This is a genomic window from Gaetbulibacter aestuarii (assembly GCF_039537665.1).
Taxonomy (GTDB): Bacteria; Bacteroidota; Bacteroidia; order Flavobacteriales; family Flavobacteriaceae; genus Gaetbulibacter_A; species Gaetbulibacter_A aestuarii.
Map to the genome: position 1 here is coordinate 125,002 of NZ_BAABAY010000002.1, position 21,452 is coordinate 146,453.

Below are 21,452 nucleotides of genomic sequence, written 5' to 3' on the forward strand. Positions count from 1 at the left end.
ACTCCATATATTTGTAGTGTGATACCAGATGTTATGTTTTTATTCATTAGCGGTGCTGAAATAACTTTTATTCTTTTTATAGCTATCATGGTTTTCGGTGCCGATAAATTACCTGAAATCGCCAGAGGCTTGGGGAAAGGCATGCGTGTGCTTAAGGATGCCACAAATGATATCAAACACGAGATTACTAAAACTGCAGAGAAAAACGGAATCGATACCAGTGTTACAGACGATATTAAAAAGGAACTTAACCAGGTGAAGGACGATCTGGAAGACTTTACAGGCTCCATAAAACGCAAGTAATAATTTCCTGACTATCAAGTATATTTAAAATTACACATCGTTCAATGGTCGTGTATTTTTTGTTTTTGAACGAAAAATTAGTATCGTTTTTGGTAAAGAACATATTTTTATATTACCAAATCGAAATTACGTATACTTATGAAACTTAGCCTCTTAGTATGGTCCCTCACGTTTTCTATATTCTCCTATGCTCAGAGCGAAAGAAGTATTATCTACAAAATAGATAGTATAAATTCTTCAGCACAACAATATCTTAACGATAATAAGATTGTTGAGTCTTTTAAAATTTTCAATCGAAGTAAAAAATTAGCAGATTCCATTGATGATAGTTATGGTAAAGCTGTAGCTAGTTATAATCTTGGAAAGATCTACATGAAGATGCACGCATTTGAAGATGCCGAACGCAGCTTTCGCATCGTACTAGGTCAAGCAAATAAACTAAATAACAATTTTTTATTAGCTCAATCCTATTTGAATTTAGGGCAAATTACAGAACAAACAAAATCAACCTCACTTGCTATTGTCTATTTAGAGAAAGCCTTATCAAATATTTCTAAATGTGATGTTGACTCCAATAATACCTATGATGAATCAGAATGTTATGATATTTCGATGAATATCAGAACGAAACTTTCGGAGTATTACCTTAAAGTAAATGATGACAAGAAAGCCATTTCTAATTTACTTCAAGTTGAGAAACTTCTGATAAGAAAAAGAGACCCTCAATCTATGTATTACAAGGGGTATATAAACTATCTCTACGGTATTTATTATGAAAAGGAAGGCTTTTATAATAGCGCCATTGAAAAGTATAATATCGCTATTTCCTATTTGATGTCGGGTGTTAAGAACGATAACCTGGAAATCAATACCATTTATAGTAAAATCTATAAGCGCTTGTCAAACAGTTATGCCATGGCCAATAAAAATGGTGAAGCTTACAAAGCGTTATTGCAGTATAACAATTTCACAGAGAAAATGCTGGAAGAGGTTAAAAATAACAATGAAGTTATTACCATGTCCCGACTCTCTATTGAGGATTATAAAAACCGTCTTTCTTCCGCTAAATCTGAAGAATTGTATCAGATCCAAAAGGCTAATAACATGAAAACGATAAACTTGATTATTGTTTTTGCCTTGATATTATTGGTGATTTCTATTTTGGTACTTTATAGAAGTTACGCTTCAAACAGACGATTAACAGCCTATTTGGCAAATCAAAATAAAGAGCTGGAAGTGGCACGAAAAGAAGCGGTAAAATCCTCTGAAATGAAATCGAAGTTCATTTCCAATGTTACTCACGAACTTCGTACACCGTTATACGGTGTGGTTGGTATTACATCGCTTTTGTTAGAAAAGAATAATTTGAATTCTAAAGACAATAAACTATTGTCTTCACTTAAATTTTCCGGAGACTATTTGCTTAATCTTGTAAATGAGGTGTTACAATTTTCTAAAGTGGAATCAGAGAAATTAGAATTAAAACTTACAACGATAAACATCAGAGACCTCATAAAAAATAATATAAGTTCTTTCAGCTATCGTCTACAGGAAACTAATAACTTAATTAAAGTAAGTATTGATGAGGATGTTCCTAATTATGTGAAATGTGATAGTGTGAGGTTATCCCAAGTATTACTTAACTTAATTGGCAATAGCATTAAATTTACTGAAAGTGGCATTATTTATGTTCGCATAAAAACGCTAAACTTAAACAATAACAAAGCTCACTTGCGCTTTGAAGTGGAGGATAATGGTCTAGGGATTCCGAAGGATAAATTTGAAGCTATATTTGAAAATTTCTCCCAATTAGATCGAAATATGAATATTAATTATCAGGGAACCGGTTTAGGCTTATCCATATCAAAACGCATTGTTGAATTGTTTGGTAGTCAAATTGAATTGGAAAGTGAAGAGGGCGAAGGGGCTAAATTCAGTTTTAACGTAACCTTAGATATTGACAACGAGAAACAAATTTCCGAAACAAATGAACAAAGCAGTGGTAAAATTGTTGATTTCAAAAAGAAATTTAATATTCTGATTGCCGAGGATAATAAAATTAACCAGATAGTTACTAAAAATTTACTGAAGCGTCAGAACTACTCATGCAATGTGGTTGAAAATGGTGAAGACGCCGTAGAGTTTGTGAAAAACAACTATCTGGACTTGATACTGATGGATATCAATATGCCAAAAATGGATGGTATTAAGGCTACAGAATTAATACGTGAGTTTAATCCGAATATACCTATAATTGCCCTTACGGCAGCAGATATTGATTACGTTAGAACAAACTACAATGAAATAGGATTTAGTGGCATTCTAACGAAACCATTTGACAATATTGAATTTTTCCAAATGATAGAAACTAAAATCAAGGAAAGTAGGGCCGATGAGAAAAATGCTTTGAAAGTTTCCTGAATTTAAAGTTTTCTGCTCAGTGTTAAACCATCACGAATAGGTAATAGAACAGTTTCCAATCTGGGATCTTCTTTCAGTAATTTGTTATATTCTAATAACACTTTAGTGTCTGTATCATCATCTTTTAACGGTTCGATCACTTTTCCGCTCCACAACACATTATCCGATAGAATTAGACCGCCGGAATTTACCAGATCAATGATCGCATGAAAGTAGTTCACGTAATTTGATTTATCCGCATCAATAAAAACCAGATCAAAATTTTTATTTAAACCGGGAATTATATCTAAGGCTTCGCCTAAATATTGGTGAATTCGACTGCTAAATTTTGATTTATCAAAATACTTCCTTTGGAACTTTACTAACTCCTCATTAACATCGATGGTGTGTAATTCACCCTCAGGCGCCATACCTTCAGCCAAACACAAGGCAGAATATCCTGTGTAGGTTCCAATTTCTAAAATGTTTTTAGGTTGTACCAGTTTTGAAATCATACTTAGAACCCGGCCTTGATAATGCCCACTAAGCATACGTGGTTGTAAAATTTTTTGATACGTCTCGCGCGTGAGTTGTTGCAACAATTCAGGTTCGTCAGCTGAATGTTGTACCACATAGTCATCGAGAGCTTCCGGAATAAAATGCATTAGCCTAAAATTCTGTTTATCAATTTTGTTTTGGCTTCTTCATCTTCACCACACAACCAGGTAATAACATTGTCCTCCCAAATAGCATCTTGCTCTTCTTTAGTGATAATGTTGCGCTCTATGGCCAGATCCAGAATTTTTCCGGGATATGAGGATTGTTTGGCACTTTCCATTTCGCCCAGCGGATACGGGTCATCAAGACCCATAAGAACCTGTTTTGAGCCCTGATTTTTAATCAACAATTCCAATGATCCGGTATCGTGAACCAAGGTGTCAAAAAATATGTTTTTGTGACCCACGGCTTTTCTGGGATGGTGTTTACCCTCAAAAAGATCCGGTCTGCCATCAAAGCCTTGAATTCTGCGCCCCAGATTAATTTGAGCTAACTGTCCGCCATGAGCAAAACAAGTACGCATATTGGGGTATTTATCCTGATAACCGTTCAAACTTAAAAAATGATAAGCATCAGCACATTGAGCCAACATCCAAATTAAATGAAATCGCCAGGCCGTATTTTCAAGCTTTATAAATTTCTCACCATCATACGGATGAATTTCAACTGCCAAATTATAATGACTCGCTAATTCAAAAATAGGCTCGTTCTCTTCGTCAAAAATGCAACGCCAGGTACCAATGGTATCCATGTAGTGGGTTGGTAAACAAAGCAACTGCATGCCATGTTGCTCAACGCAGCGTTCAATTTCCCAACAGGCACTCCTAACAAAACCGGGGTGCACTACAAAACCGCAAGTAAATTTACTTGGATGGTCCTCCTGGATCTTGGCGTTAAAATCGTTTTGAAACCGTAAAGCTTGCTTCATTTCCTCCACACGCAAACCATTTCCGTATAGTTGGGATAAATTGAGCACCACGGCATGGTCAATGTCATAACGATCCATCCATTCCAATTTTTCATGAAGAAAAAAACTGGAATCCGTTACCGGTCTGCTCCAGTCCTTTTGAAGCATAAATTTTCGATCCTTATCAACCCAAAAAATGCCTTTTTCACGCATATAATCAGGAATTTCTTCAGGATATGGTAACAGGTGCGAGTGTCCGTTAATTCTAAGTTTACGTCTTTCCATAGGTGCTATTTACAACTCAATTTATTCAGCTGTTACTTTTTTTGGAGGTTCCATTACTGCGCCACAAGAAGGGCAAGTGCGCTTGGCTTTATCACTGTAAAAATGATCAAAGATCTTGGGCATATCAGTTTCAATATTTTTCAAAGTAAAGGCCTCTTCATATAATTTTGTGGTACATTTTTCGCAAAACCACAACAGGGCATCTTCCATACCTTCAGGGCGTCGATATTCAATTACCAGGCCAACAGTATTGGCGCCTCGTTGCGGCGAATGCGGAACTTTAGGCGGTAAATAAAAAATATCACCCTCCTTAATATGAATATCTTTCGGGGTGCCGTTATCAATAATTTTCAATACAATATCACCTTCCACCTGATAGAAGAATTCCGGTGTTTCGTTGTAATGATAATCCTTCCGGCTATTAGGGCCACCAACCACCATGACAATAAAATCTGTGTCTTTCCACACCATTTTATTACCCACCGGCGGCTTCAAAAGATGGCGGTGTTCATCAATCCAGGCTTTAAAATTCAAAGGTGAAACAATCTTACTCATAATATTTAAATGTTTTGGGCGTGCCGCCTGCGCTTCTTGGCGCAGCCGTCGGGCTTTTCGCTAAATCTTTTTGTTTAAGCAAAAAGGATATCGCTGCAATCCCTCACGCAATTATGTTCTTATAAAAATACAAACTTTTCAACGCTAAATCGTAAACAAATTGCCATTTACTTTACCACAAAAGTTTTCCGATCCGGACCAATGCCTTTTAGAGTTAATTTTTTCCATTCCCTCGGTAATATCGGATTTTTTTGAACCACACCATCTTCTGTAATATCCAACCCGCCAAACCCAAATAAAACCACCTGTAACATGCCACCGGCACCGGTTGCGAAATACGGATTGTCACTCGTCGCGGCTTCAGCCAAAGCTCCAAATGGCGGACGCTTATTTGGTTCATAACTTCGTTTAAACAACCTAAAGGCCTCTTCCGCATCACCAAGTCGTGCATAGATCACAGCAAAAACAGATTGTCCCATAGCAGGACCTTCCTCAGCTAATTTTGGTTCATAATATTTTAGATCTTTTACAATCGTTTCTTTGTCGGTTACAATGTGTAGCGGGTAGGCAAGTAAATTTACATCAGCCTGTTTTATAATAGCTCCATTATACGTACTGTGTTCCATGGTTGTGCCATCAGGAAACTTATGGATTTTTAGATTCTTAGCTACAATTTCCCATTCCGGATGTGGTGTTTCTCCAACCGTGTTAGCTGCGGTTTTAGCAAATTCCAAAGCCGTTATTGCCGACCCATTGGTAAAAGCGTTATCATCTACATTAGGCGCAAATTCGTTGGCACCAACCACATTGTTAATGCTGTATGAACCATCTTCATTTTTTGTAGCACGACTCACCCAATAATCGGCCACAGCTTTCATTACGGGGTAACCTTTCGCTTTTAACCAGGCCATATCATGAGTTACCCTGTAATAATTCCAAAAGGCAATGGCGATATCGGCGGTAATATGATGTTCAAAAGTTCCGGTCAAAGCCCAGGCAGGAGTGGCTTCTTCACCGGTATCATCACTTTCCCAGGGATACATGGCACCTTGATAACCAAAGTTTTTGGCTTTTTGTTTGGCTTTATCCAATCGATCCGATCGGTAGTTTACCAAAGATTTCGCGATAGGCTCATTCAATAATAAAAGCGGTGGGAACATCCATAATTCGGTATCCCAAAAAATATGTCCGTTGTAATTTTGGGATGATAGTCCCATAGGAGAGATACTTAGATCCGAATCACTTCTGGAAAACGCATATAGATGATACAAGGCCAATCGCACATCCAACTGCGATTGAATATCACCTTCAATTTCAATATCACCTTGCCATAGATTTTCCCAAAGGTCTTTATGTCCTTGAAGTAATGCGGCTCTGGGTGTTAATAAATTGAAAATTACAAAGCGTTCTGATTCTGATTGTGGATCGTTAAAGTCTTGTGAAGCACATTCCGCACCGGTCCAGGCAAAATTATAGTTTTCTCCTTTAATAAGATCTTTCGAAAACCAGAGTTCGTTATCGTAATCGCTTATCTTGTTGTGATGTAATTCAGGCCGCTGATCTTCACGCGTCGAATTAATGGCATGCCAAATAAAGGTTGCTGAAGTTCCTATAGTTTGCGAACCAAACCTGGTTTTTGCCACCGTTTGCAAAATAGGCATCGTTGTTTCATTGTCTTTTAAAACTCTAAACGTACTAAGAGGTTCAATAAAATCCTTGGGAGTTTCTATTTTGCCTGTAACTTTTAACGATACGTTTTGTAGCGGTGTTATTTTAAAATCAATATAACCGGCATAAGGAATATTCCGCAAGGCGTAAATGGTATAAACAACCTTTACCTTATTTTTAAAAGTAAAGGAGGTTTCAAAGGCAGCCGTTTTCATATTCAGGCTTTGGTGCCAGTCGCTTACATGAGCTTCGGTAATTTTTTCACCGTCAACTTCCATGTCCAGATTGGCGAAGTTCATACCTGAAACGATCTGACTCACTCCCAATTCTGAAGCTTTTTCATAAACATTATTCAGAATAATACTTTTAGTTTTAAAGGGTTTGTCTTCAGGTAGAATTCCAATGCGGCCATTGGCTGCAACAACTCCGGTATAGTTAGAGACCTTGCCACTGGTTATGATCCATCCGGAATCGTTCTGTGCTTGTAGCAGGAAACTTATGCTACACATTAACAGACATAATAATCGTTTCATGATTTTTAAATTTAGTTTAGTTTAGTTGTGGTGTTTTTATAAGCTTTTGGTGCGTCCGCCATCCACGGGAACGTTAATGCCATTTACATAGCTTGCAGGCCCACTGGCCAAAAAGGTGATGACACTAGCGAGTTCCTCGGGTTTTGCAAAGCGTTGTGCCGGTGTGTAATGTTTCATTTCTTCAGCCATGTCTTCAATGCTGGTTTCTGCTTTCGCTGCCTTTATTTTTACGATCTCTAGGAGGCGTTCGGTTTCTGTAAATCCCGGTAATACATTGTTCACGGTAATACCAAATTCAGCGACTTCACCTGCCAATGTTTTACTCCAGTTTCCAACGGCACCCCGAATAGTATTGCTAACACCTAACCCCGGAATAGGTTCTTTGACTGAGGTAGAGATGACATTCACGATACGTCCAAAGCCTTCTTCTTTCATAAAGGGGATCGTTGCCTGAGCCAAAACATGGTTGCATTTTAAATGCATTATGAAAGCCTTTTCAAATTCATCCAGGCTCGCAGTAAGAATCTCACCACTTCTGGGACCTCCGGTATTATTAACCAAAATATGGAATCCGTGTTCCTTTTCTATAAATTTAATAACCTGTTCCTGAAGTTCTCTGGGGTTGGAAAAATCGGCCACAATATAACTGTGTTTTCGTTGTGCCGGAAGTTCGGCCAAAACCGCTTTTAGTTTCTCCCTATTTCGAGCTACCAAGGTGACATTCACTCCTTCATTGGCTAATGCGATAGCTGTTGCTTTTCCAATGCCTTGTGTACTTCCACAAACCAGAGCGTTCTTATTATTGAGTTTTAAATCCATTTTATTCGTATATTTTTTTTGCGCGTAAGCTTAATTTTTCCATGAGTTTTTCAGGACTTTTTACCAGATTAAATCCAAATTTTTCATAAAGTCCATGCGTATCCTTCGTAGCTAACATCCATTTGTCTATATTGATTAATTCGGGGTCATTTAAAATGTTTTTAATGAGTAGTTTCGACCAGCCTTTTCCACGATGGGCTTCTACCACAAAAACATCTAAAAGATAAGCAAAAAACACCTTATCTGTCATCACCCTGGCGAATGCTACTTGTTCATTTTTATAAAATAAACCAAAATTTAGCGTGTTCTCCATGGCTTTTTGTTGTTCCTCTTTTGTTCTGACATTTCCCCAATAAGTCGATTTTATAAAATTAAAAATAAGATCGAAGTCCATTTCTTTTGGCTCAGATGAAAAATAGAGATGCTTACTTAATTCCATCATGTTTTTTAGATAATTAATAAGGATTTTAATATTTGATACACACATTTTTGGCTTCAGTAAAAAATCGTAGGGCTTCAAAACCGCCTTCACGTCCAACACCACTCGATTTCATGCCCCCAAAAGGTGTACGAAGATCCCGTAACATCCAGGTATTCACCCAAACAATGCCGGCTTCCAATTTTTTACTTAGGCGCATCGTACGTTTCAGATCATTCGTCCAAAGTGTTGCCGACAAGCCGTATTTCACTTTATTGGCCATTTCTAAAACCTGATCTTCCGAATCAAAAGGCATAATCGTTACTACCGGACCGAAAACTTCTTCCTGATTAATTTTACAGGTATCTGTTGCTACTTCGATAACCGTTGGTTCTAGATAATACCCATTTTCAAACCCTTCTACAGAAACCGGGTTTCCTCCACAAAGAATTTTACCACCTTCCTGAGGCGCTTGTTTTATATAGTCTAATACTTTTTCTAAATGAGGTTTTGATACCAAGGCACCAATATCTGTCTCGGCTTCTGTTGGATGACCAACTTTTAATTCTTTTACTTTTTCAATGAAATCAGTTTTAAATTTGTCATACATCGACGCTTCTACAAATATGCGACTTCCACACAAACAAATTTGTCCCTGATTAGAAAAGGAGGATCGTACTGTAGTTTCCAGCATGGTGTCATAATCGCAATCAGCGAAAATGATATTTGGATTTTTACCGCCCAGTTCCAACGATAATTTTTTAAACATGGGAGCAGCTGTTCTGGCTATATGTTCACCGGTAGCTGTACCACCTGTGAATGAGATTGCCTTAACCCCAGGATGTTCTATAATGGCCTGTCCGGTTGTTTTTCCTGAGCCATGCACGATATTCAAGACGCCTTCAGGCAAACCGGCTTCTATACATAATTCACTCAGTAAAAAAGCAGTTAACGGTGTAATTTCACTTGGTTTGGCGATCACGCAATTACCGGCAGCTAAGGCCGGTGCAATTTTCCAGGTAAATAAATAGAGCGGTAAATTCCATGGTGAAATGCAGCCTACAACACCAATGGGTTGCCTTAATGTGAAATTAATGGCATCCAGACCAACACTGTCATGACTTTCGCTGGAGAATTGTGTAATGGCATGTGCGAAGAATCTAAAATTGCTTGCCGCTCTGGGAATGTCGACCCTTTTTGCTAATTGAATTGGTTTGCCGTTATCTTTACTTTCTGCAGCAGCAAAACGTTCTAAATTCGCTTCAATAAGATCAGCAATCTTGAGGAGAAGTCTGCTTCGATGCTCTAGAGTCGTTTCAGACCAGCTTGGAAATGCAGTTTTGGCAGATTCATAGGCTTTATCAACATCAGCCTTTGATGAATCTGGTATCCTTCCATAGATAGCACCATTGGCCGGACAATAATTATCCAACCACATGCCTGACTCAGGATCTTTCAGGGAACCGTTAATGTAATTTTGAATCGTTTCCATGAAGCGTCTTTTTATCTTTGATCGTTAAGTTTTTTATAAGCAACTACTTTAATTTCGACCACCAGATCCGGATGCGGTAATTGATGCACAGCAACAGTTGTTCGGGTTGGTCCGGTTTCTTTGTCAAAAAACTTAGCGTAGGCTTTATTATAACCTGCAAAATCATTCATGTTAACCAAGAATGAAGTAACATCAACAACATCTTTAAGGGTAGCACCTTCCTTTGTTAATTGTTTTTCTATATTTTTTAAAACCTCTGAGGTTTGTACTTCAATATTGAGACGTTTTGTACCCATGTCATCTATAATATCAACTCCGGCAATCGTGTTGTCGGCGCGTCTGGAACTGGTGCCTGAAACAAAAATAAAGTCTCCTACGCGTTTGGTATGTGGGTAGGCGCCTCTTGGGGTAACCTGATCTTTCATAATAGTTTATTTTAATCGCGCTATCCGGTCATCTTCGAGGATAGCATGGGTTTCTTTCTTAACTTTTTCTAATACTAATTTTAGGTCGGTATGATTATCAATTTCTTTGTCTGCTAACAAATTCAGAATGGCTTTATCCTGAGCACGACCTCGCAGCATGGCTTCCCGATAACCGATATGTTCATTAAAGGTAACCAAAGAATATTTAGAAGCATAATCCTTTGGAAATGCTTTTTCTAAAGCTATTTCCAAATGGCGTTTTTCCTGAAATATGGGGTTGGCTACATGATCTTTCATCTCATGAAAATTATCTATCGCCAGGTCGGCGATGGCATCGGTATCTTTTTTACGATTTTTTTCATAGACCTCGAACGTTTTTTTCCAATCCCCGTTAAAATTGTTCAAAACCATATCAAACTCGACCACATCTTCAAATGAGGCATTCATTCCTTGCCCATAAAAAGGCACAATAGCGTGGGCAGCATCGCCCATTAATAGGGTGTTTCCCTGATAATGCCAGGGTGAACATTTGATAGTGCCTAAAGGTGCGGTTGGATTGTTGAAGAAGTCGTCCAGGAGATTCGGCATCATGGCCAGAGCATCCGGAAATTCTTCACGGAAGAACTCCAGAACCTGTTCTTCAGTTTCCAGATTATTGAAACAATATTTACCTTCATCATAACTTAAAAAAAGTGTTACGGTAAAACTTCCGTCAAGATTGGGTAAGGCGATCATCATAAAATCGCCTCTCGGCCATATATGAAGGGCATTTTTATACGTTCTATAGTCCCCGTTTTGCTGAGGTAGAATGCTAAGTTCTTTATACCCGTGACTTAAATAATTCTGAGAAAAACTGAACAGAAATTTATGCCCTAAATAATAACTTTTTCGAAGGGCAGAACCCGCACCGTCAGTAGCAATAATAGTGTCGGCATCTTCAACGAATTGTTTATTATTTTCTTCATCTAAGAAAAGAGCGGTCGTTTGTTCAAAATCTACAGTTAGACATTCTTTGTTGAAATACAAATTAACATTCTCATGCTTTTCTGCCTCATCTAAAAGCAAGGCGTTTAAACCACTTCGGGAGATGGAATTAATAAATTCGTGGTCTCTTCCGCTGTAATTCGATTGAAACGTTTTACCGTGTTTATCATGGATCATTCTGCCATGCATGGGAATGCATAGGGCTTTGACTTTATCTTCCAGGCCAACCAGTTTCATGGCTTTATTTCCGCGATCTGAAAATGCTAGATTTATAGAGCGTCCTGCACTTAGCTTTGTTTTTCGTAAATCGGGGCGTTTTTCATAAACTGAAACGTTATAACCCCGTTGCCCTAAACGTAAAGCGAGCAAACTACCACAAAGCCCGGCACCAATAATGAGGACATTTTGTTGTTTATTTTTAGCCATTTAGAATCTTTTTTAAGCGTTCAACTAATTCATAAACATCTTCAAATGTATTGTATAAAGGGGTAGGAGCGCACCGGATCACGTCAGGTTCGCGCCAATCACTGATCACGCCGGATTTTGTTAATTTGTCGTGAAGTGTTTTGTCTGCATTCTTAACTTGAATGGATAATTGACAACCGCGTTCTTCGGGATTTTCCGGTGTAATAATGCGGATCACATCTTCACCAAGATCCTTTAATAAAAATTCAAAATATCCGGTTAGTTTTTTTGATTTTTGAACGAGGATTTCAAACCCAACATCCTTAAAAACATCTAATGACGCACGAATGGCTGCCATAGATAGAATAGGAGGGTTGCTCAGTTGCCAACCTTCGGCTCCGGGTAACATATCAAAGGCACCACGCATATTAAAACGGGTTTTTTTATTATGGCTCCACCAACCTGTAAATCGATTCAGTTCAGGGCTATTTCCATGGCGTTCGTGAACAAAGCAACCGGCTAAACTTCCCGGACCGGAATTTAAATATTTGTAGGTACACCAAACGGCAAAGTCGGCTCCGGATTGATGTAAGTTCAAAGGAACATTTCCGGCGCCATGCGCACAATCAAAACCAACCATACATCCATATTTATGTCCAAGGTCAGTAATGCGTTTTAGGTTGAAGAATTGTCCGGTGTAATAGTTCACACCCCCTATTAGAACAAGAGCAATGTGTTCCCCCTGATCTTCTAAAATAGCCTCAAGGTCTTCATAGCGCAGCAATTCTTCACCTTCACGAGGTTGCCATAAAATAAGCCCTTCCTGATCATCAAAACCATGATGGCGTAACTGCGACTCCACCGCATATTTATCCGAAGGAAAAGCATCACTTTCAATCAAGATCTTATAGCGTTCTTTCGTTGGTTGGTAGAAGGATACCATCATAAAATGAAGGTTGGCCGTAAGCGTATTCATTACAACAACTTCAGAAGGCTTGGCGCCAACAATATCCGCCATAGTATCTGTCAGGAATTCATGATAATGTAACCACGGATGCTTTCCTTCTACATGGCCTTCAACACCGAGTTTTGCCCAGGATTCCAGTTCTTCATTAACATAGGTTGCAGTGATCTTAGGTTGTAATCCCAGGGAGTTTCCTGTCATATAAACAGCATCTTCACCATCTTCATCCTTCGGAATATGAAATTGGTTCCTGTAGGTTTTTAAAGGATCATTTTGATCTTGCTGACGGGCATAATCTCGTCCCAATTTATAATCAGTCAAATTGAATTATTTTTCAGTTTAAACAAAAATAAGGATAATAAGTAAAGAATGACCTATCAGAAATTGTGTTTCCTTTTTGTATATTTAGTAAAAATTAATCATGGGAAAAACCAGAGAATATACCAATGGTGAGGTAACCATAGTTTGGGAAGCCAAAAAATGTATTCACTCAGGCATTTGTGTTAAAGGCTTGCCTAACGTATTCAGGCCTACCGTGCGACCATGGATCGCTATTGAAAATGCAGGAACAGATGCGCTTATAAATCAGGTGAAGGCTTGCCCGTCTGGTGCTTTGAGTTTTTATATGAATGATAAAGCTGATAAGCGCGCTGAACGTCTTAACACTAAAATTGAAGTTTTGGAAAACGGACCTTTGTTGGTTTACGGTACAGTTACTGTAACAGATAGAGAAGGCGACAAGGAACTAAAAAATAAAACCACAGCTTTTTGCAGATGTGGTGGATCGGGTAATAAGCCGTTTTGTGATGGTACCCATGTTAAAAACAAATTCGAGGGTTAAAAAAAAGCCCTTTAATGATTTAAAGAGCTTTTCAAATATATATAGACGCGATTGCGGATAAAACGTTTATTAGAAATACGTTTTGTTTGGCGTTTTAGATTTCTTAGTCTAAAATAACTTTGACGTCAGAGAATTTTAAATTCCAATCGCCTTCCGCTTTCTTATGTTCAAGAGCTATTTTAATCCCGTTGAATTCCTGATAATTTTCAAAAGTATTTAACAAGCTTGGCTCTGGTTGATTGCCTTTTCTGTATGCCCATTCCCGAATCATATAATCATCGTCGTAATAAATGTCATAAGCATCTCCGGGGGTATAACCACCACCATCATTCGGATAGGTAATTGTAATTTCGTTGATTTCTTTTTTACTGATAGGTGCTGTGGTCTTTTTTGGATCGGAAATAGTGGCACTTTTATCCCAAACCAGTTGAAAAGGTACAAGCAACCAGAATTTATCATTTATAAAAGCGCGATCAATTGGCATTGTGGTCGAATCCACGACAGCCCGGTTATAAGAAACGGTTACGGTATCCTGTGTATACGTAATGTCATTGGTTTTTGGATACCATTGCCAATGGCGGGCACCGGCAAAGGTAAAATCGATTTCTTTAACATGACTCCAGGTATCAAGGCCATTGGCCTTTGCTATTTTTTCAGCAACGGTTGGCATGGATTCAGGTTCTTTTTGTGTTTCTTTTTGTTTACATCCACTTAAAATGAAAGTGAATAAGGCCATGTACAGAAGGTTTTTCATAACTTTATTTTCTGTAAATATACAAACTTGATCATGTATTCTCATAATAAATGTGTTGAAACCAATGGATTAAAGTGGGTCGAATTAAAGAATCAAAAATGAATTTTCATTTCAAAAACTATGAAGACCTTTTTTATTTAAACTTGTCCTTGAGTAACTGCGGAAATTTCGCCTTAAAACGGTTCAATCGTGGTATGGATACATTTCGGACATAAGGATTGTTCGGGTGGTTTACAACGTAATTTTGATGATAATCTTCAGCACGCCAGAATTTTTGGAAAGGATATACTTCAGCTGCTACTTTTTCTCCTAATTTTTTTTCTAACGCAGCTTTCTTTTTAAGAATGATTTCCTTTTGTTTTTCATTTTGATAAAAAATGATGGAGCGGTATTGCGATCCAATATCATTACCCTGGCCGTTAACCTGCGTCGGGTTTTGTGAACCGAAATAGACATCTACTAACGTTGCAAAACTAATAACATTCGGATCGTAAATCACCTCAACAGATTCGGCATGACCGGTTCTTCCCGTGTTGCTATCAGCATAGGTTGGATTTTTAGTATGACCGCCGGAATAACCACTAATTACTTCATCTACACCTTTAAGACTTTCATAAATTTCTTCAACACACCAAAAGCAACCACTAGCAAAATAGGCTTTCGCTTTTCCATTTTCCATAGGAACTTGCACCGGTTTGGCATTAATGACGGCTTGCTGTGCACTATTGGAGGATTGTGCAGAATTTTGGCAGCTAAAAAGTAAGGTTACAGCTAAAACACTAAGAATATGTTTCATAATAAAAAGTTTTCTTTTTCAATAGACGTATAAAAATACAAAACCTTAAAGGAAGAGCTTGTGAAATTTTTATTAAAAAAAAGCCTTTCACTAAGGAAAGGCTTCTATTAATTTGTAGAAAAAGGAAAATTAAAGTTTTGAAAACATTTTTTCCATTTTTTCTTTTTGTTCTTCTGCCAGTTCAGCATCTACCAGAATTCTTCCACTATGCTCATCGGTAATAACCTTTTTGCGTGATGCAATTTCTACCTGAACTTGTGGAGGAATTGTAAAGAATGAGCCACCGGAAGCACCTCTTTCAATAGGAACAACTGCTAAGCCATTTTTTACATTTTCTCTAATGCGCGTGTAAGCTTTTACTAATCGATCGTCGATTTGCTCTTTGTAATCTGCAGATTTTTCGATTAAAGCTTTTTCTTCTTTTTCGGTTTCAGCCAAAATAGCATCTAATTCACCTTTTTTGTGTTTCAAATGCGTTTCACGTTCTTTTAAACGCTCTTTGGTTTCAGCAATAACTTCTTTTTTCTGCTCAATCTGCGCCTTAAATTCTTTGATGTGTTTTTCTGCTAATTGAATTTCTAATTCCTGAAACTCAATTTCTTTGGTTAAAGAATTGTATTCTCTGTTATTTCTAACATTTTTTTGTTGCTCACTGTACTTTTTGATCAAAGCTTTAGACTCTTCGATAAGGTTCTTTTTTCCAGTGATGTCATTATCTAATAACTCCAAACTAGCATTTAATTTATCTAATCTGATGTTTAGTCCAGCAACTTCATCCTCAAGATCACGAACTTCTAGAGGAAGTTCTCCACGAACATTTCTAATCTCATCAATGCGTGAATCAATAAGTTGTAAATCGTAAAGGGCTCTTAAACGCTCTTCTACAGTTGCTTCTTTCTTTTTTGCCATATTCTAAAAATACTTAACAGGATTGGTATTTATCGTTGATAAAATGATTGCAAAATTAGTAATTTTTTTTGTAAGATAAGCGACTATTCCGTTTTTTGTGTATTGCTCACTTTCGTAGTGCCCGATATCCACTAAAAGTATATTTTTTTCAGCTGAAAAAAAGTCGTGATACTTCAAATCTGCAGTAACAAAAGCATCCGCTCCAGCACCTTTCGCAGCTTGGATGGCAAAGCTTCCGGAACCTCCAAGAACGGCTACTTTTTTGATAGACTTTCCAAGCAATTCAGTGTGTCGTATACCTTCAGAATTCATTTTTTCTTTAAGAAATTTCAGAAAATCCTGTTCGCTCATAGCAGTTTCAAATTCCCCGATCATCCCCATGCCGATCTGTTGATTTTTATTTTGAATCGCCATGATCTCATAAGCGACTTCTTCATAAGAATGCGTTTCAAAAAGCGTTTTTAAGATTTCTTTCTCCTTATGTTTTGGGAAAATGACTGTAATTTTGGTCTCTGGCTCGGTATGTCGTTTACCAATGTCGCCAATAGTGGGGTTGGCATCTTTATTTGCTTTGTAGGTTCCCTGGCCTTCTACGTTAAAACTACAATTACTGTAATTTCCAATGGCACCGGCTCCCGCTTTAAATAATGCATTTCGCAAAGTTTCAGCTTCGGCTGTTGGAACGTAGGTGGTTAATTTCTTAATGGTTCCGGATTGCGGAATCAAAATCCTTTTGTTTGATAAATTAAGCTGATTGCAAATCATGTCATTAACGCCATAAAACGAATTATCAAGGGCAGTATGAATGGCATAAATAGCAATATTGTGCTTTAAAGCCTTCATAACTACGCGTTCAACATAATTTTCGCCTGTAAGTTTTTTTAAACCTTTAAAGATAATAGGATGAAAACTTACAATAAGGTTACAATGTTTCTCGATGGCTTCGTCAACAACGGGTTCTAAAGTGTCGAGAGTTACTAAAACGCCAGTAAGTTTGGCGTTTTTATCACCAACTAAGAGTCCCACATTATCAAAATCTTCAGCATAATTTAAAGGCGCCAAAGCCCCTAAATGAGAAATTACATCTTGAATAACCATATTATTTTTATGATTTGATTTAGAAACAAATATAAAATATTTACTTTGCTGTTGGTTATATTAACCAGATTAAACCTGAGATAACCAAAAATACGGTTTACAAAGTTTATTTATGAAAATTCTGAGAATCTTATTGTTTCCAATTGTTCCGGTTTATTATGTTGTAACCTGGTTTCGTAATACCTTTTTCGATTTGGGTTGGTTAGCTCATAAAAAATATGATTTACCCGTAATTTGTGTTGGTAATTTAAGTGTTGGTGGTACAGGGAAAACCCCTATGATCGAATATTTAATCTGTTTGTTAAAGGACGATTATAAGATAGCTACCCTTAGCCGTGGTTATAAACGCCAAACCATGGGGTTTCAATTAGCTGATTTAAAATCCAATGCCCGAACCATTGGAGACGAACCGTTCCAATTTTATCATAAATTTAATAAAGATATTTATGTGGGGGTTGATGCCCAACGTCAAAAGGGAATTTCCGAACTTCTAAAATTAAAGCCAAAACCAGAGGTTATTCTTTTGGATGATGCTTACCAACACCGGAAAGTAAAAGCCGGACTTAATATTTTACTAACCACCTTTTCACAGCCTTATTTCAATGATTTGGTTTTACCCACTGGAAATCTCCGAGAGCCCAGATCTGGTGCTCAACGAGCGGATTTGATTGTAGTAACCAAATGCCCGGAAATTATTTCTGAAGAAGAAAAACGACAATATATTAAAAGGATCGATCCTAAGGAACACCAATCGGTATTTTTTAGTTCTATTCTATATGATGATTCGGTTTATTCTGAGGATTCTTCAATAAAATTACATGATCTAAAATCCTTTACTTTAGTTACAGGAATAGCCAACGCTCAATCATTAGTAGATCATCTTAAGAAAAATGATTTAAAATTTGATCATTTGAACTTTAAAGATCATCATGAATTCAGTGCTGATGACATTCAATTATTGAGCAAAAAACATCTGATTGTTACCACGGAAAAAGACTTTATGCGTCTTAAAGATGTAGAGGATCTAAAAGGAAAATTATATTATCTGCCAATAAAAGTAAGTTTGGAACAGGCCAATAATTTTAATAAAGTAGTTAAATCGTTTGTTGCTGGTTAAAAGCCTTGTACTTTTTTCCGGTGAGTGCGTTGTAAAGTTTTTTCTCGAATTCTTCCTGTTTGAAAGGTTTTGGAATAATATCTGAAAATCCTGCTTCCTCAAATTCCTGCATTTTATCTTCAATTGTCACGGCTGTAAGCGCAAAAATCGTTAACTTTTTGTCGAAGGTTCTGATGCGTTTTGTAGCCTCTATACCACTAATACCGGGCATATGGATATCCATAAGAACAATATCGTATTTATTGTTCTTGATAAGCTCTACGGCGTCTTCACCATTATCCACCAATTCACAATTAAGTTTCATTTTAGTCAGGATCTTTTTGGTGATCATTTGGTTGATCTTATTATCCTCTACAACTAAAACTTTAACTTTATCAAGGTCAATTTTCTCTGAATTATCGTTGAAGTAAGAGGATTTAGGCTCGGTGGATGCTTGCTCTATCGGCGTGTACTCAACCGGTATTTCAAAATAAAAAGTGGTTCCTTTATCCAATTCACTTTTTACATAAATATCGCCTTTTAAAATGTCAATGAGACCTTTCACAATAGACAATCCTAAGCCGGTACCACCATATTTTCTGTTGATCTGAATTGAGCCCTGAGAAAAACTTTCAAACATTTTATCCTGCTTTTCCTGACTGATACCAATACCATTATCTTCAACTTCAAAACGCAATCTGTAATTATTGTTTTCTTGCGCAATTTTATACACACGTATCCAGATATCGCCATTTTTAGTGAATTTAATAGAGTTACCAATTAAATTGATTAATATCTGCGAAATCTTAATTTGGTCTGCAATAAAGTTTTCCGGAAGATTTTTATCGTATTCAAAATGAATTTTAACTTGATTGTCTTCGGCAGAATTGTTTAATGCCAGAATAATATTGTTTATTTTTTTCTTTAAGTTGAATGGCTCTGATTCAATTTCAACTTTATTGGCTTCAATTTTGTTTATTTGAAGTATATCATTGATAAACGTTAGCAGATAATCACCTGAAAATTTTAAGGATTTTAAATGCTGGATTTGATCGGGTTTGGGGTTTTCCTCAAGTAACATGTTCGTTAAACCAGTTACAGCATATAATGGTGTGCGTAACTCATGAGTAACCGTCGATAAGAAATTAGCTTTGGTTTTTGTTGCTAATTCCGCTTTTTCTTTAGCAATAATTAATTCTCCATTTTTTTTGTGGAGCATATTATTGGTTTTTAATCGAATATTATTATTCTTATAAAGCGATAGCGTTAATAGCGATAAAATCGTAATTAAAGCAACACTTAAAATGGAGATTAACGTTCGCACGCCATTGTCCTCCTCAACTTGTTCCAATTGTTTTTTTGCTTCCTCGTATTGTTTTGTGGTATCCTTTAAAATGGATTTGGTTTGTTGATCTGATGCAAGACTTTTCGATTTTAGCTGATACAAAGAATCAGTTAATTTTAGATGCTTATCTAAATAATCTCTTGAGTTTTTGTAGTTTTTACGATCGTAATATATTTCGCTTAGCGTTTTGTATGCCGCGTTTCGAATGGTCAGATATTTATTTAATTCTGCAATTTGAAGTCCTTCCTCAGCTGTGTTTAGGGCTTTATCATTTTCCCCAAGAACGTTAAATACCACAGCCTGATTTATCAGGGCATCACTTTCAACTTCGGGATATTCCGATTTCTTTGCAATGGCAAGAGCTTGTTCAATAATTTCTCGAGCCTTAACGTAATTATTTAACAACATAAATGTTTTACCATCCAGGAGTAAAGTCTCGGCTAATTTTTGTTGTAACCCTTGTTGTTGAAATAAATTTTTTGCTGATACGAAATAATCATGCGCTTGATTATAGTATTTTTCGTTAAAGTAAACTTCTCCCAAAGTTTTTAAGGCATAGGCTAAACCTGTATCGTTCTTTATCAGGCGCTGTATTTCAATAGCACTGTTAAGCGATTTTATGGCATTATCAGAATTGTCAGTTAACAATTGTAGACGCCCTTTTAATGTGTAAATGCTTCCAAGTCGGGTACTGTCTTCCGCTTTTTTAGCTTCATCTAGAGCTTCATTAAGGTGATTTAAAGCCTTATAATAACTGAAGTTTTCAAGTTCGTTTTGAGACTGTTTGATCCGATAATCAATGGAATTTTGAGCCAATTCCGGATCATTATTCAGCGTGTTTTGAGCTGATAGTTCAAGACCGAAAAGGCAGAATAAGACGAATATGTAACGACAAATTTGGGACATTCAACATATTTATTATCGACAAATATAACTTTTTTATCGATAAAACACACTTTTTTTACGATAAATTACACTTAAATTGTTAATTTATATGTTTTTGGGCTTTATAAGAAGACCGTACAAGCGCACTACTTTCTACATGTCGAAAGCCTAAATTTAATCCGATTTCTTCAAATTCTTTAAATTCGTCGGGTGTAATAAAGCGTTTTACTGGTAAATGTTTTTTACTGGGTTGTAAGTATTGACCAATTGTAACCACATCAACATCGTGGGCGCGTAAATCGTGAAGCGTTTCAATAACCTCCTCTTTTGTTTCGCCCAAACCAAGCATAATTCCGGATTTAGTTCTGCGCTGCCCCTGATCTTTCAAATATTTAAGAACAGCAAGACTTCTGTCGTATTTCGCCTGAATGCGAACCTCACGTGTTAAACGGCGAACCGTTTCTATGTTATGGGAAATAACTTCTGGCGCTACCTCAATAATGCGATCCAAATGTTGCTCAACACCTTGAAAGTCGGGAATCAGTGTTTCCAATGTAATTTCGGGATTCATGCGGCGAACAGCTTTAACCGTCTCGGCCCACATGATGCTTCCCATATCTTTAAGGTCATCACGATCAACACTGGTAAGTACCGCGTGTTTAATTTTCATGATCTTTATAGACCGGGCTACTTTTTCAGGTTCATCCCAATCAACCGTTTCCGGACGCCCGGTTTTTACACCACAAAAGCCACATGATCGGGTACAAATATTACCCAAAATCATAAAGGTGGCTGTGCCTTCTCCCCAGCATTCTCCCATATTAGGACAACTACCGGAAGCACAAATGGTGTTCAAATTATATTTATCAACCAAACTGCGTAATTCAGAGTATTTTTTTCCTGTTGGAAGTTTTACACGAATCCACTTTGGTTTTGGTTGCCTTTCAGTAGTCGTATTGATAACAGTCTCTGTACTCATAGCTTATTTTAAAGGGCAAAGATACGAAGTATT

At 37.1% G+C, this 21,452-nt stretch carries 20 protein-coding genes; 4 read left to right on the plus strand and 16 right to left on the minus strand.

The window, feature by feature from the left end:
* Positions 1 to 33 precede the first annotated feature (33 nt).
* Together ABD682_RS09165 and ABD682_RS09170 are read left to right on the plus strand one after the other, a co-directional pair.
* A complete protein-coding gene (locus tag ABD682_RS09165) occupies positions 34 to 303 on the plus strand; it encodes a Sec-independent protein translocase subunit TatA/TatB (protein ID WP_344740946.1) in 270 nt (89 codons plus the stop codon).
* Between the two features lie 138 nt (positions 304 to 441).
* A complete protein-coding gene (locus ABD682_RS09170) occupies positions 442 to 2,724 on the plus strand; it encodes an ATP-binding response regulator (protein WP_344740947.1) in 2,283 nt (760 codons plus the stop codon).
* 2 nt (positions 2,725 to 2,726) lie between these two features.
* Here the strand turns inward: ABD682_RS09170 and ABD682_RS09175 are convergent, their stop codons facing one another.
* The 10 genes from ABD682_RS09175 to kynU all read right to left on the minus strand — a co-directional run bounded on the left by ABD682_RS09175 (position 2,727) and on the right by kynU (position 13,037).
* A complete protein-coding gene (locus tag ABD682_RS09175) occupies positions 2,727 to 3,368 on the minus strand; it encodes an O-methyltransferase (protein ID WP_344740949.1) in 642 nt (213 codons plus the stop codon).
* Complete coding sequence (locus ABD682_RS09180; protein WP_344740950.1) at positions 3,368 to 4,453, minus strand: amidohydrolase family protein; 1,086 nt, start codon at positions 4,451 to 4,453, stop codon at positions 3,368 to 3,370. Before ABD682_RS09180 ends, ABD682_RS09175 begins: the two co-directional genes overlap by 1 nt.
* Positions 4,454 to 4,474: 21 nt before the next feature.
* A complete protein-coding gene (locus ABD682_RS09185) occupies positions 4,475 to 5,008 on the minus strand; it encodes a 3-hydroxyanthranilate 3,4-dioxygenase (RefSeq protein ID WP_344740952.1) in 534 nt (177 codons plus the stop codon).
* 167 nt (positions 5,009 to 5,175) lie between these two features.
* Positions 5,176 to 7,209 carry a kojibiose hydrolase gene (locus tag ABD682_RS09190; RefSeq protein WP_344740953.1) on the minus strand — a complete coding sequence of 678 codons (2,034 nt, stop codon included), beginning with the start codon at positions 7,207 to 7,209 and terminating at the stop codon, positions 5,176 to 5,178.
* Between the two features lie 36 nt (positions 7,210 to 7,245).
* Positions 7,246 to 8,028 carry an SDR family oxidoreductase gene (locus ABD682_RS09195; protein WP_344740954.1) on the minus strand — a complete coding sequence of 261 codons (783 nt, stop codon included), beginning with the start codon at positions 8,026 to 8,028 and terminating at the stop codon, positions 7,246 to 7,248.
* Position 8,029: 1 nt separating this feature from the next.
* Complete coding sequence (locus ABD682_RS09200) at positions 8,030 to 8,470, minus strand: GNAT family N-acetyltransferase (RefSeq protein WP_344740955.1); 441 nt, start codon at positions 8,468 to 8,470, stop codon at positions 8,030 to 8,032.
* Positions 8,471 to 8,495: 25 nt separating this feature from the next.
* Positions 8,496 to 9,938 carry an aldehyde dehydrogenase gene (locus ABD682_RS09205; protein WP_344740956.1) on the minus strand — a complete coding sequence of 481 codons (1,443 nt, stop codon included), beginning with the start codon at positions 9,936 to 9,938 and terminating at the stop codon, positions 8,496 to 8,498.
* 11 nt (positions 9,939 to 9,949) lie between these two features.
* Positions 9,950 to 10,363, minus strand: a complete 414-nt coding sequence (locus ABD682_RS09210; protein WP_344740957.1) for a RidA family protein — start codon at positions 10,361 to 10,363, stop codon at positions 9,950 to 9,952.
* 6 nt (positions 10,364 to 10,369) lie between these two features.
* Positions 10,370 to 11,773 (minus strand): FAD-dependent oxidoreductase, encoded by a 1,404-nt coding sequence (locus ABD682_RS09215; RefSeq protein WP_344740958.1) that lies wholly within the window; start codon positions 11,771 to 11,773, stop codon positions 10,370 to 10,372.
* Positions 11,766 to 13,037 (minus strand): kynureninase, encoded by a 1,272-nt coding sequence (gene kynU, locus ABD682_RS09220; RefSeq protein ID WP_344740960.1) that lies wholly within the window; start codon positions 13,035 to 13,037, stop codon positions 11,766 to 11,768. The genes ABD682_RS09215 and kynU overlap by 8 nt, the downstream gene beginning before the upstream one ends.
* Before the next feature lie 100 nt (positions 13,038 to 13,137).
* Between kynU and ABD682_RS09225 the strand changes: the two genes are divergently transcribed.
* Positions 13,138 to 13,557: a (4Fe-4S)-binding protein gene (locus ABD682_RS09225; protein WP_344740961.1), complete on the plus strand. Its 420-nt coding sequence runs from the start codon at positions 13,138 to 13,140 to the stop codon at positions 13,555 to 13,557.
* 103 nt (positions 13,558 to 13,660) lie between these two features.
* On the opposite strand, the gene ABD682_RS09230 is transcribed toward ABD682_RS09225, so the two are convergent.
* From ABD682_RS09230 to ABD682_RS09245, 4 genes are all read right to left on the minus strand, one after another.
* On the minus strand, positions 13,661 to 14,311 hold the full coding sequence (locus ABD682_RS09230) for a hypothetical protein (protein WP_344740963.1): 651 nt from the start codon (positions 14,309 to 14,311) through the stop codon (positions 13,661 to 13,663).
* Between the two features lie 133 nt (positions 14,312 to 14,444).
* The gene (gene msrA, locus ABD682_RS09235) at positions 14,445 to 15,107 is read right to left on the minus strand and encodes a peptide-methionine (S)-S-oxide reductase MsrA (protein WP_344740964.1); all 663 of its coding nucleotides are present in this window, start codon (positions 15,105 to 15,107) and stop codon (positions 14,445 to 14,447) included.
* Positions 15,108 to 15,236: 129 nt separating this feature from the next.
* Positions 15,237 to 16,016, minus strand: a complete 780-nt coding sequence (locus ABD682_RS09240) for a zinc ribbon domain-containing protein (protein WP_344740965.1) — start codon at positions 16,014 to 16,016, stop codon at positions 15,237 to 15,239.
* Between the two features lie 3 nt (positions 16,017 to 16,019).
* The gene (locus ABD682_RS09245; RefSeq protein WP_344740967.1) at positions 16,020 to 17,114 is read right to left on the minus strand and encodes a Nif3-like dinuclear metal center hexameric protein; all 1,095 of its coding nucleotides are present in this window, start codon (positions 17,112 to 17,114) and stop codon (positions 16,020 to 16,022) included.
* A 112-nt stretch (positions 17,115 to 17,226) separates the two neighbouring features.
* Between ABD682_RS09245 and lpxK the strand changes: the two genes are divergently transcribed.
* The gene (lpxK, locus tag ABD682_RS09250) at positions 17,227 to 18,231 is read left to right on the plus strand and encodes a tetraacyldisaccharide 4'-kinase (protein WP_344740969.1); all 1,005 of its coding nucleotides are present in this window, start codon (positions 17,227 to 17,229) and stop codon (positions 18,229 to 18,231) included.
* Here lpxK and ABD682_RS09255 read toward each other — a convergent pair.
* Both ABD682_RS09255 and lipA read right to left on the minus strand, forming a co-directional pair.
* Positions 18,209 to 20,461, minus strand: a complete 2,253-nt coding sequence (locus ABD682_RS09255; RefSeq protein ID WP_344740970.1) for a tetratricopeptide repeat-containing hybrid sensor histidine kinase/response regulator — start codon at positions 20,459 to 20,461, stop codon at positions 18,209 to 18,211. The two genes, lpxK and ABD682_RS09255, sit on opposite strands and share 23 nt — an antisense overlap.
* A 79-nt stretch (positions 20,462 to 20,540) precedes the next feature.
* A complete protein-coding gene (gene lipA, locus ABD682_RS09260; protein WP_344740972.1) occupies positions 20,541 to 21,419 on the minus strand; it encodes a lipoyl synthase in 879 nt (292 codons plus the stop codon).
* Between the last annotated feature and the right edge of the window lie 33 nt (positions 21,420 to 21,452).

What these genes read in the sequence shown, in the direction of transcription:
- ABD682_RS09240 (WP_344740965.1), bottom strand. Translation starts at nt 16,016, where the DNA reads ATGGCAAAAAAGAAAGAAGCAACTGTAGAAGAGCGTTTAAGAGCCCTT.
- ABD682_RS09230 (WP_344740963.1), bottom strand. Translation starts at nt 14,311, where the DNA reads ATGAAAAACCTTCTGTACATGGCCTTATTCACTTTCATTTTAAGTGGA.
- ABD682_RS09170 (WP_344740947.1), top strand. Translation starts at nt 442, where the DNA reads ATGAAACTTAGCCTCTTAGTATGGTCCCTCACGTTTTCTATATTCTCC.
- ABD682_RS09255 (WP_344740970.1), bottom strand. Translation starts at nt 20,461, where the DNA reads ATGTCCCAAATTTGTCGTTACATATTCGTCTTATTCTGCCTTTTCGGT.
- lipA (WP_344740972.1), bottom strand. Translation starts at nt 21,419, where the DNA reads ATGAGTACAGAGACTGTTATCAATACGACTACTGAAAGGCAACCAAAA.
- ABD682_RS09165 (WP_344740946.1), top strand. Translation starts at nt 34, where the DNA reads ATGTTTTTATTCATTAGCGGTGCTGAAATAACTTTTATTCTTTTTATA.
- ABD682_RS09185 (WP_344740952.1), bottom strand. Translation starts at nt 5,008, where the DNA reads ATGAGTAAGATTGTTTCACCTTTGAATTTTAAAGCCTGGATTGATGAA.
- ABD682_RS09180 (WP_344740950.1), bottom strand. Translation starts at nt 4,453, where the DNA reads ATGGAAAGACGTAAACTTAGAATTAACGGACACTCGCACCTGTTACCA.
- ABD682_RS09175 (WP_344740949.1), bottom strand. Translation starts at nt 3,368, where the DNA reads ATGCATTTTATTCCGGAAGCTCTCGATGACTATGTGGTACAACATTCA.
- ABD682_RS09205 (WP_344740956.1), bottom strand. Translation starts at nt 9,938, where the DNA reads ATGGAAACGATTCAAAATTACATTAACGGTTCCCTGAAAGATCCTGAG.
- lpxK (WP_344740969.1), top strand. Translation starts at nt 17,227, where the DNA reads ATGAAAATTCTGAGAATCTTATTGTTTCCAATTGTTCCGGTTTATTAT.
- ABD682_RS09195 (WP_344740954.1), bottom strand. Translation starts at nt 8,028, where the DNA reads ATGGATTTAAAACTCAATAATAAGAACGCTCTGGTTTGTGGAAGTACA.
- ABD682_RS09225 (WP_344740961.1), top strand. Translation starts at nt 13,138, where the DNA reads ATGGGAAAAACCAGAGAATATACCAATGGTGAGGTAACCATAGTTTGG.
- ABD682_RS09190 (WP_344740953.1), bottom strand. Translation starts at nt 7,209, where the DNA reads ATGAAACGATTATTATGTCTGTTAATGTGTAGCATAAGTTTCCTGCTA.
- ABD682_RS09215 (WP_344740958.1), bottom strand. Translation starts at nt 11,773, where the DNA reads ATGGCTAAAAATAAACAACAAAATGTCCTCATTATTGGTGCCGGGCTT.
- ABD682_RS09245 (WP_344740967.1), bottom strand. Translation starts at nt 17,114, where the DNA reads ATGGTTATTCAAGATGTAATTTCTCATTTAGGGGCTTTGGCGCCTTTA.
- ABD682_RS09210 (WP_344740957.1), bottom strand. Translation starts at nt 10,363, where the DNA reads ATGAAAGATCAGGTTACCCCAAGAGGCGCCTACCCACATACCAAACGC.
- ABD682_RS09200 (WP_344740955.1), bottom strand. Translation starts at nt 8,470, where the DNA reads ATGATGGAATTAAGTAAGCATCTCTATTTTTCATCTGAGCCAAAAGAA.
- msrA (WP_344740964.1), bottom strand. Translation starts at nt 15,107, where the DNA reads ATGAAACATATTCTTAGTGTTTTAGCTGTAACCTTACTTTTTAGCTGC.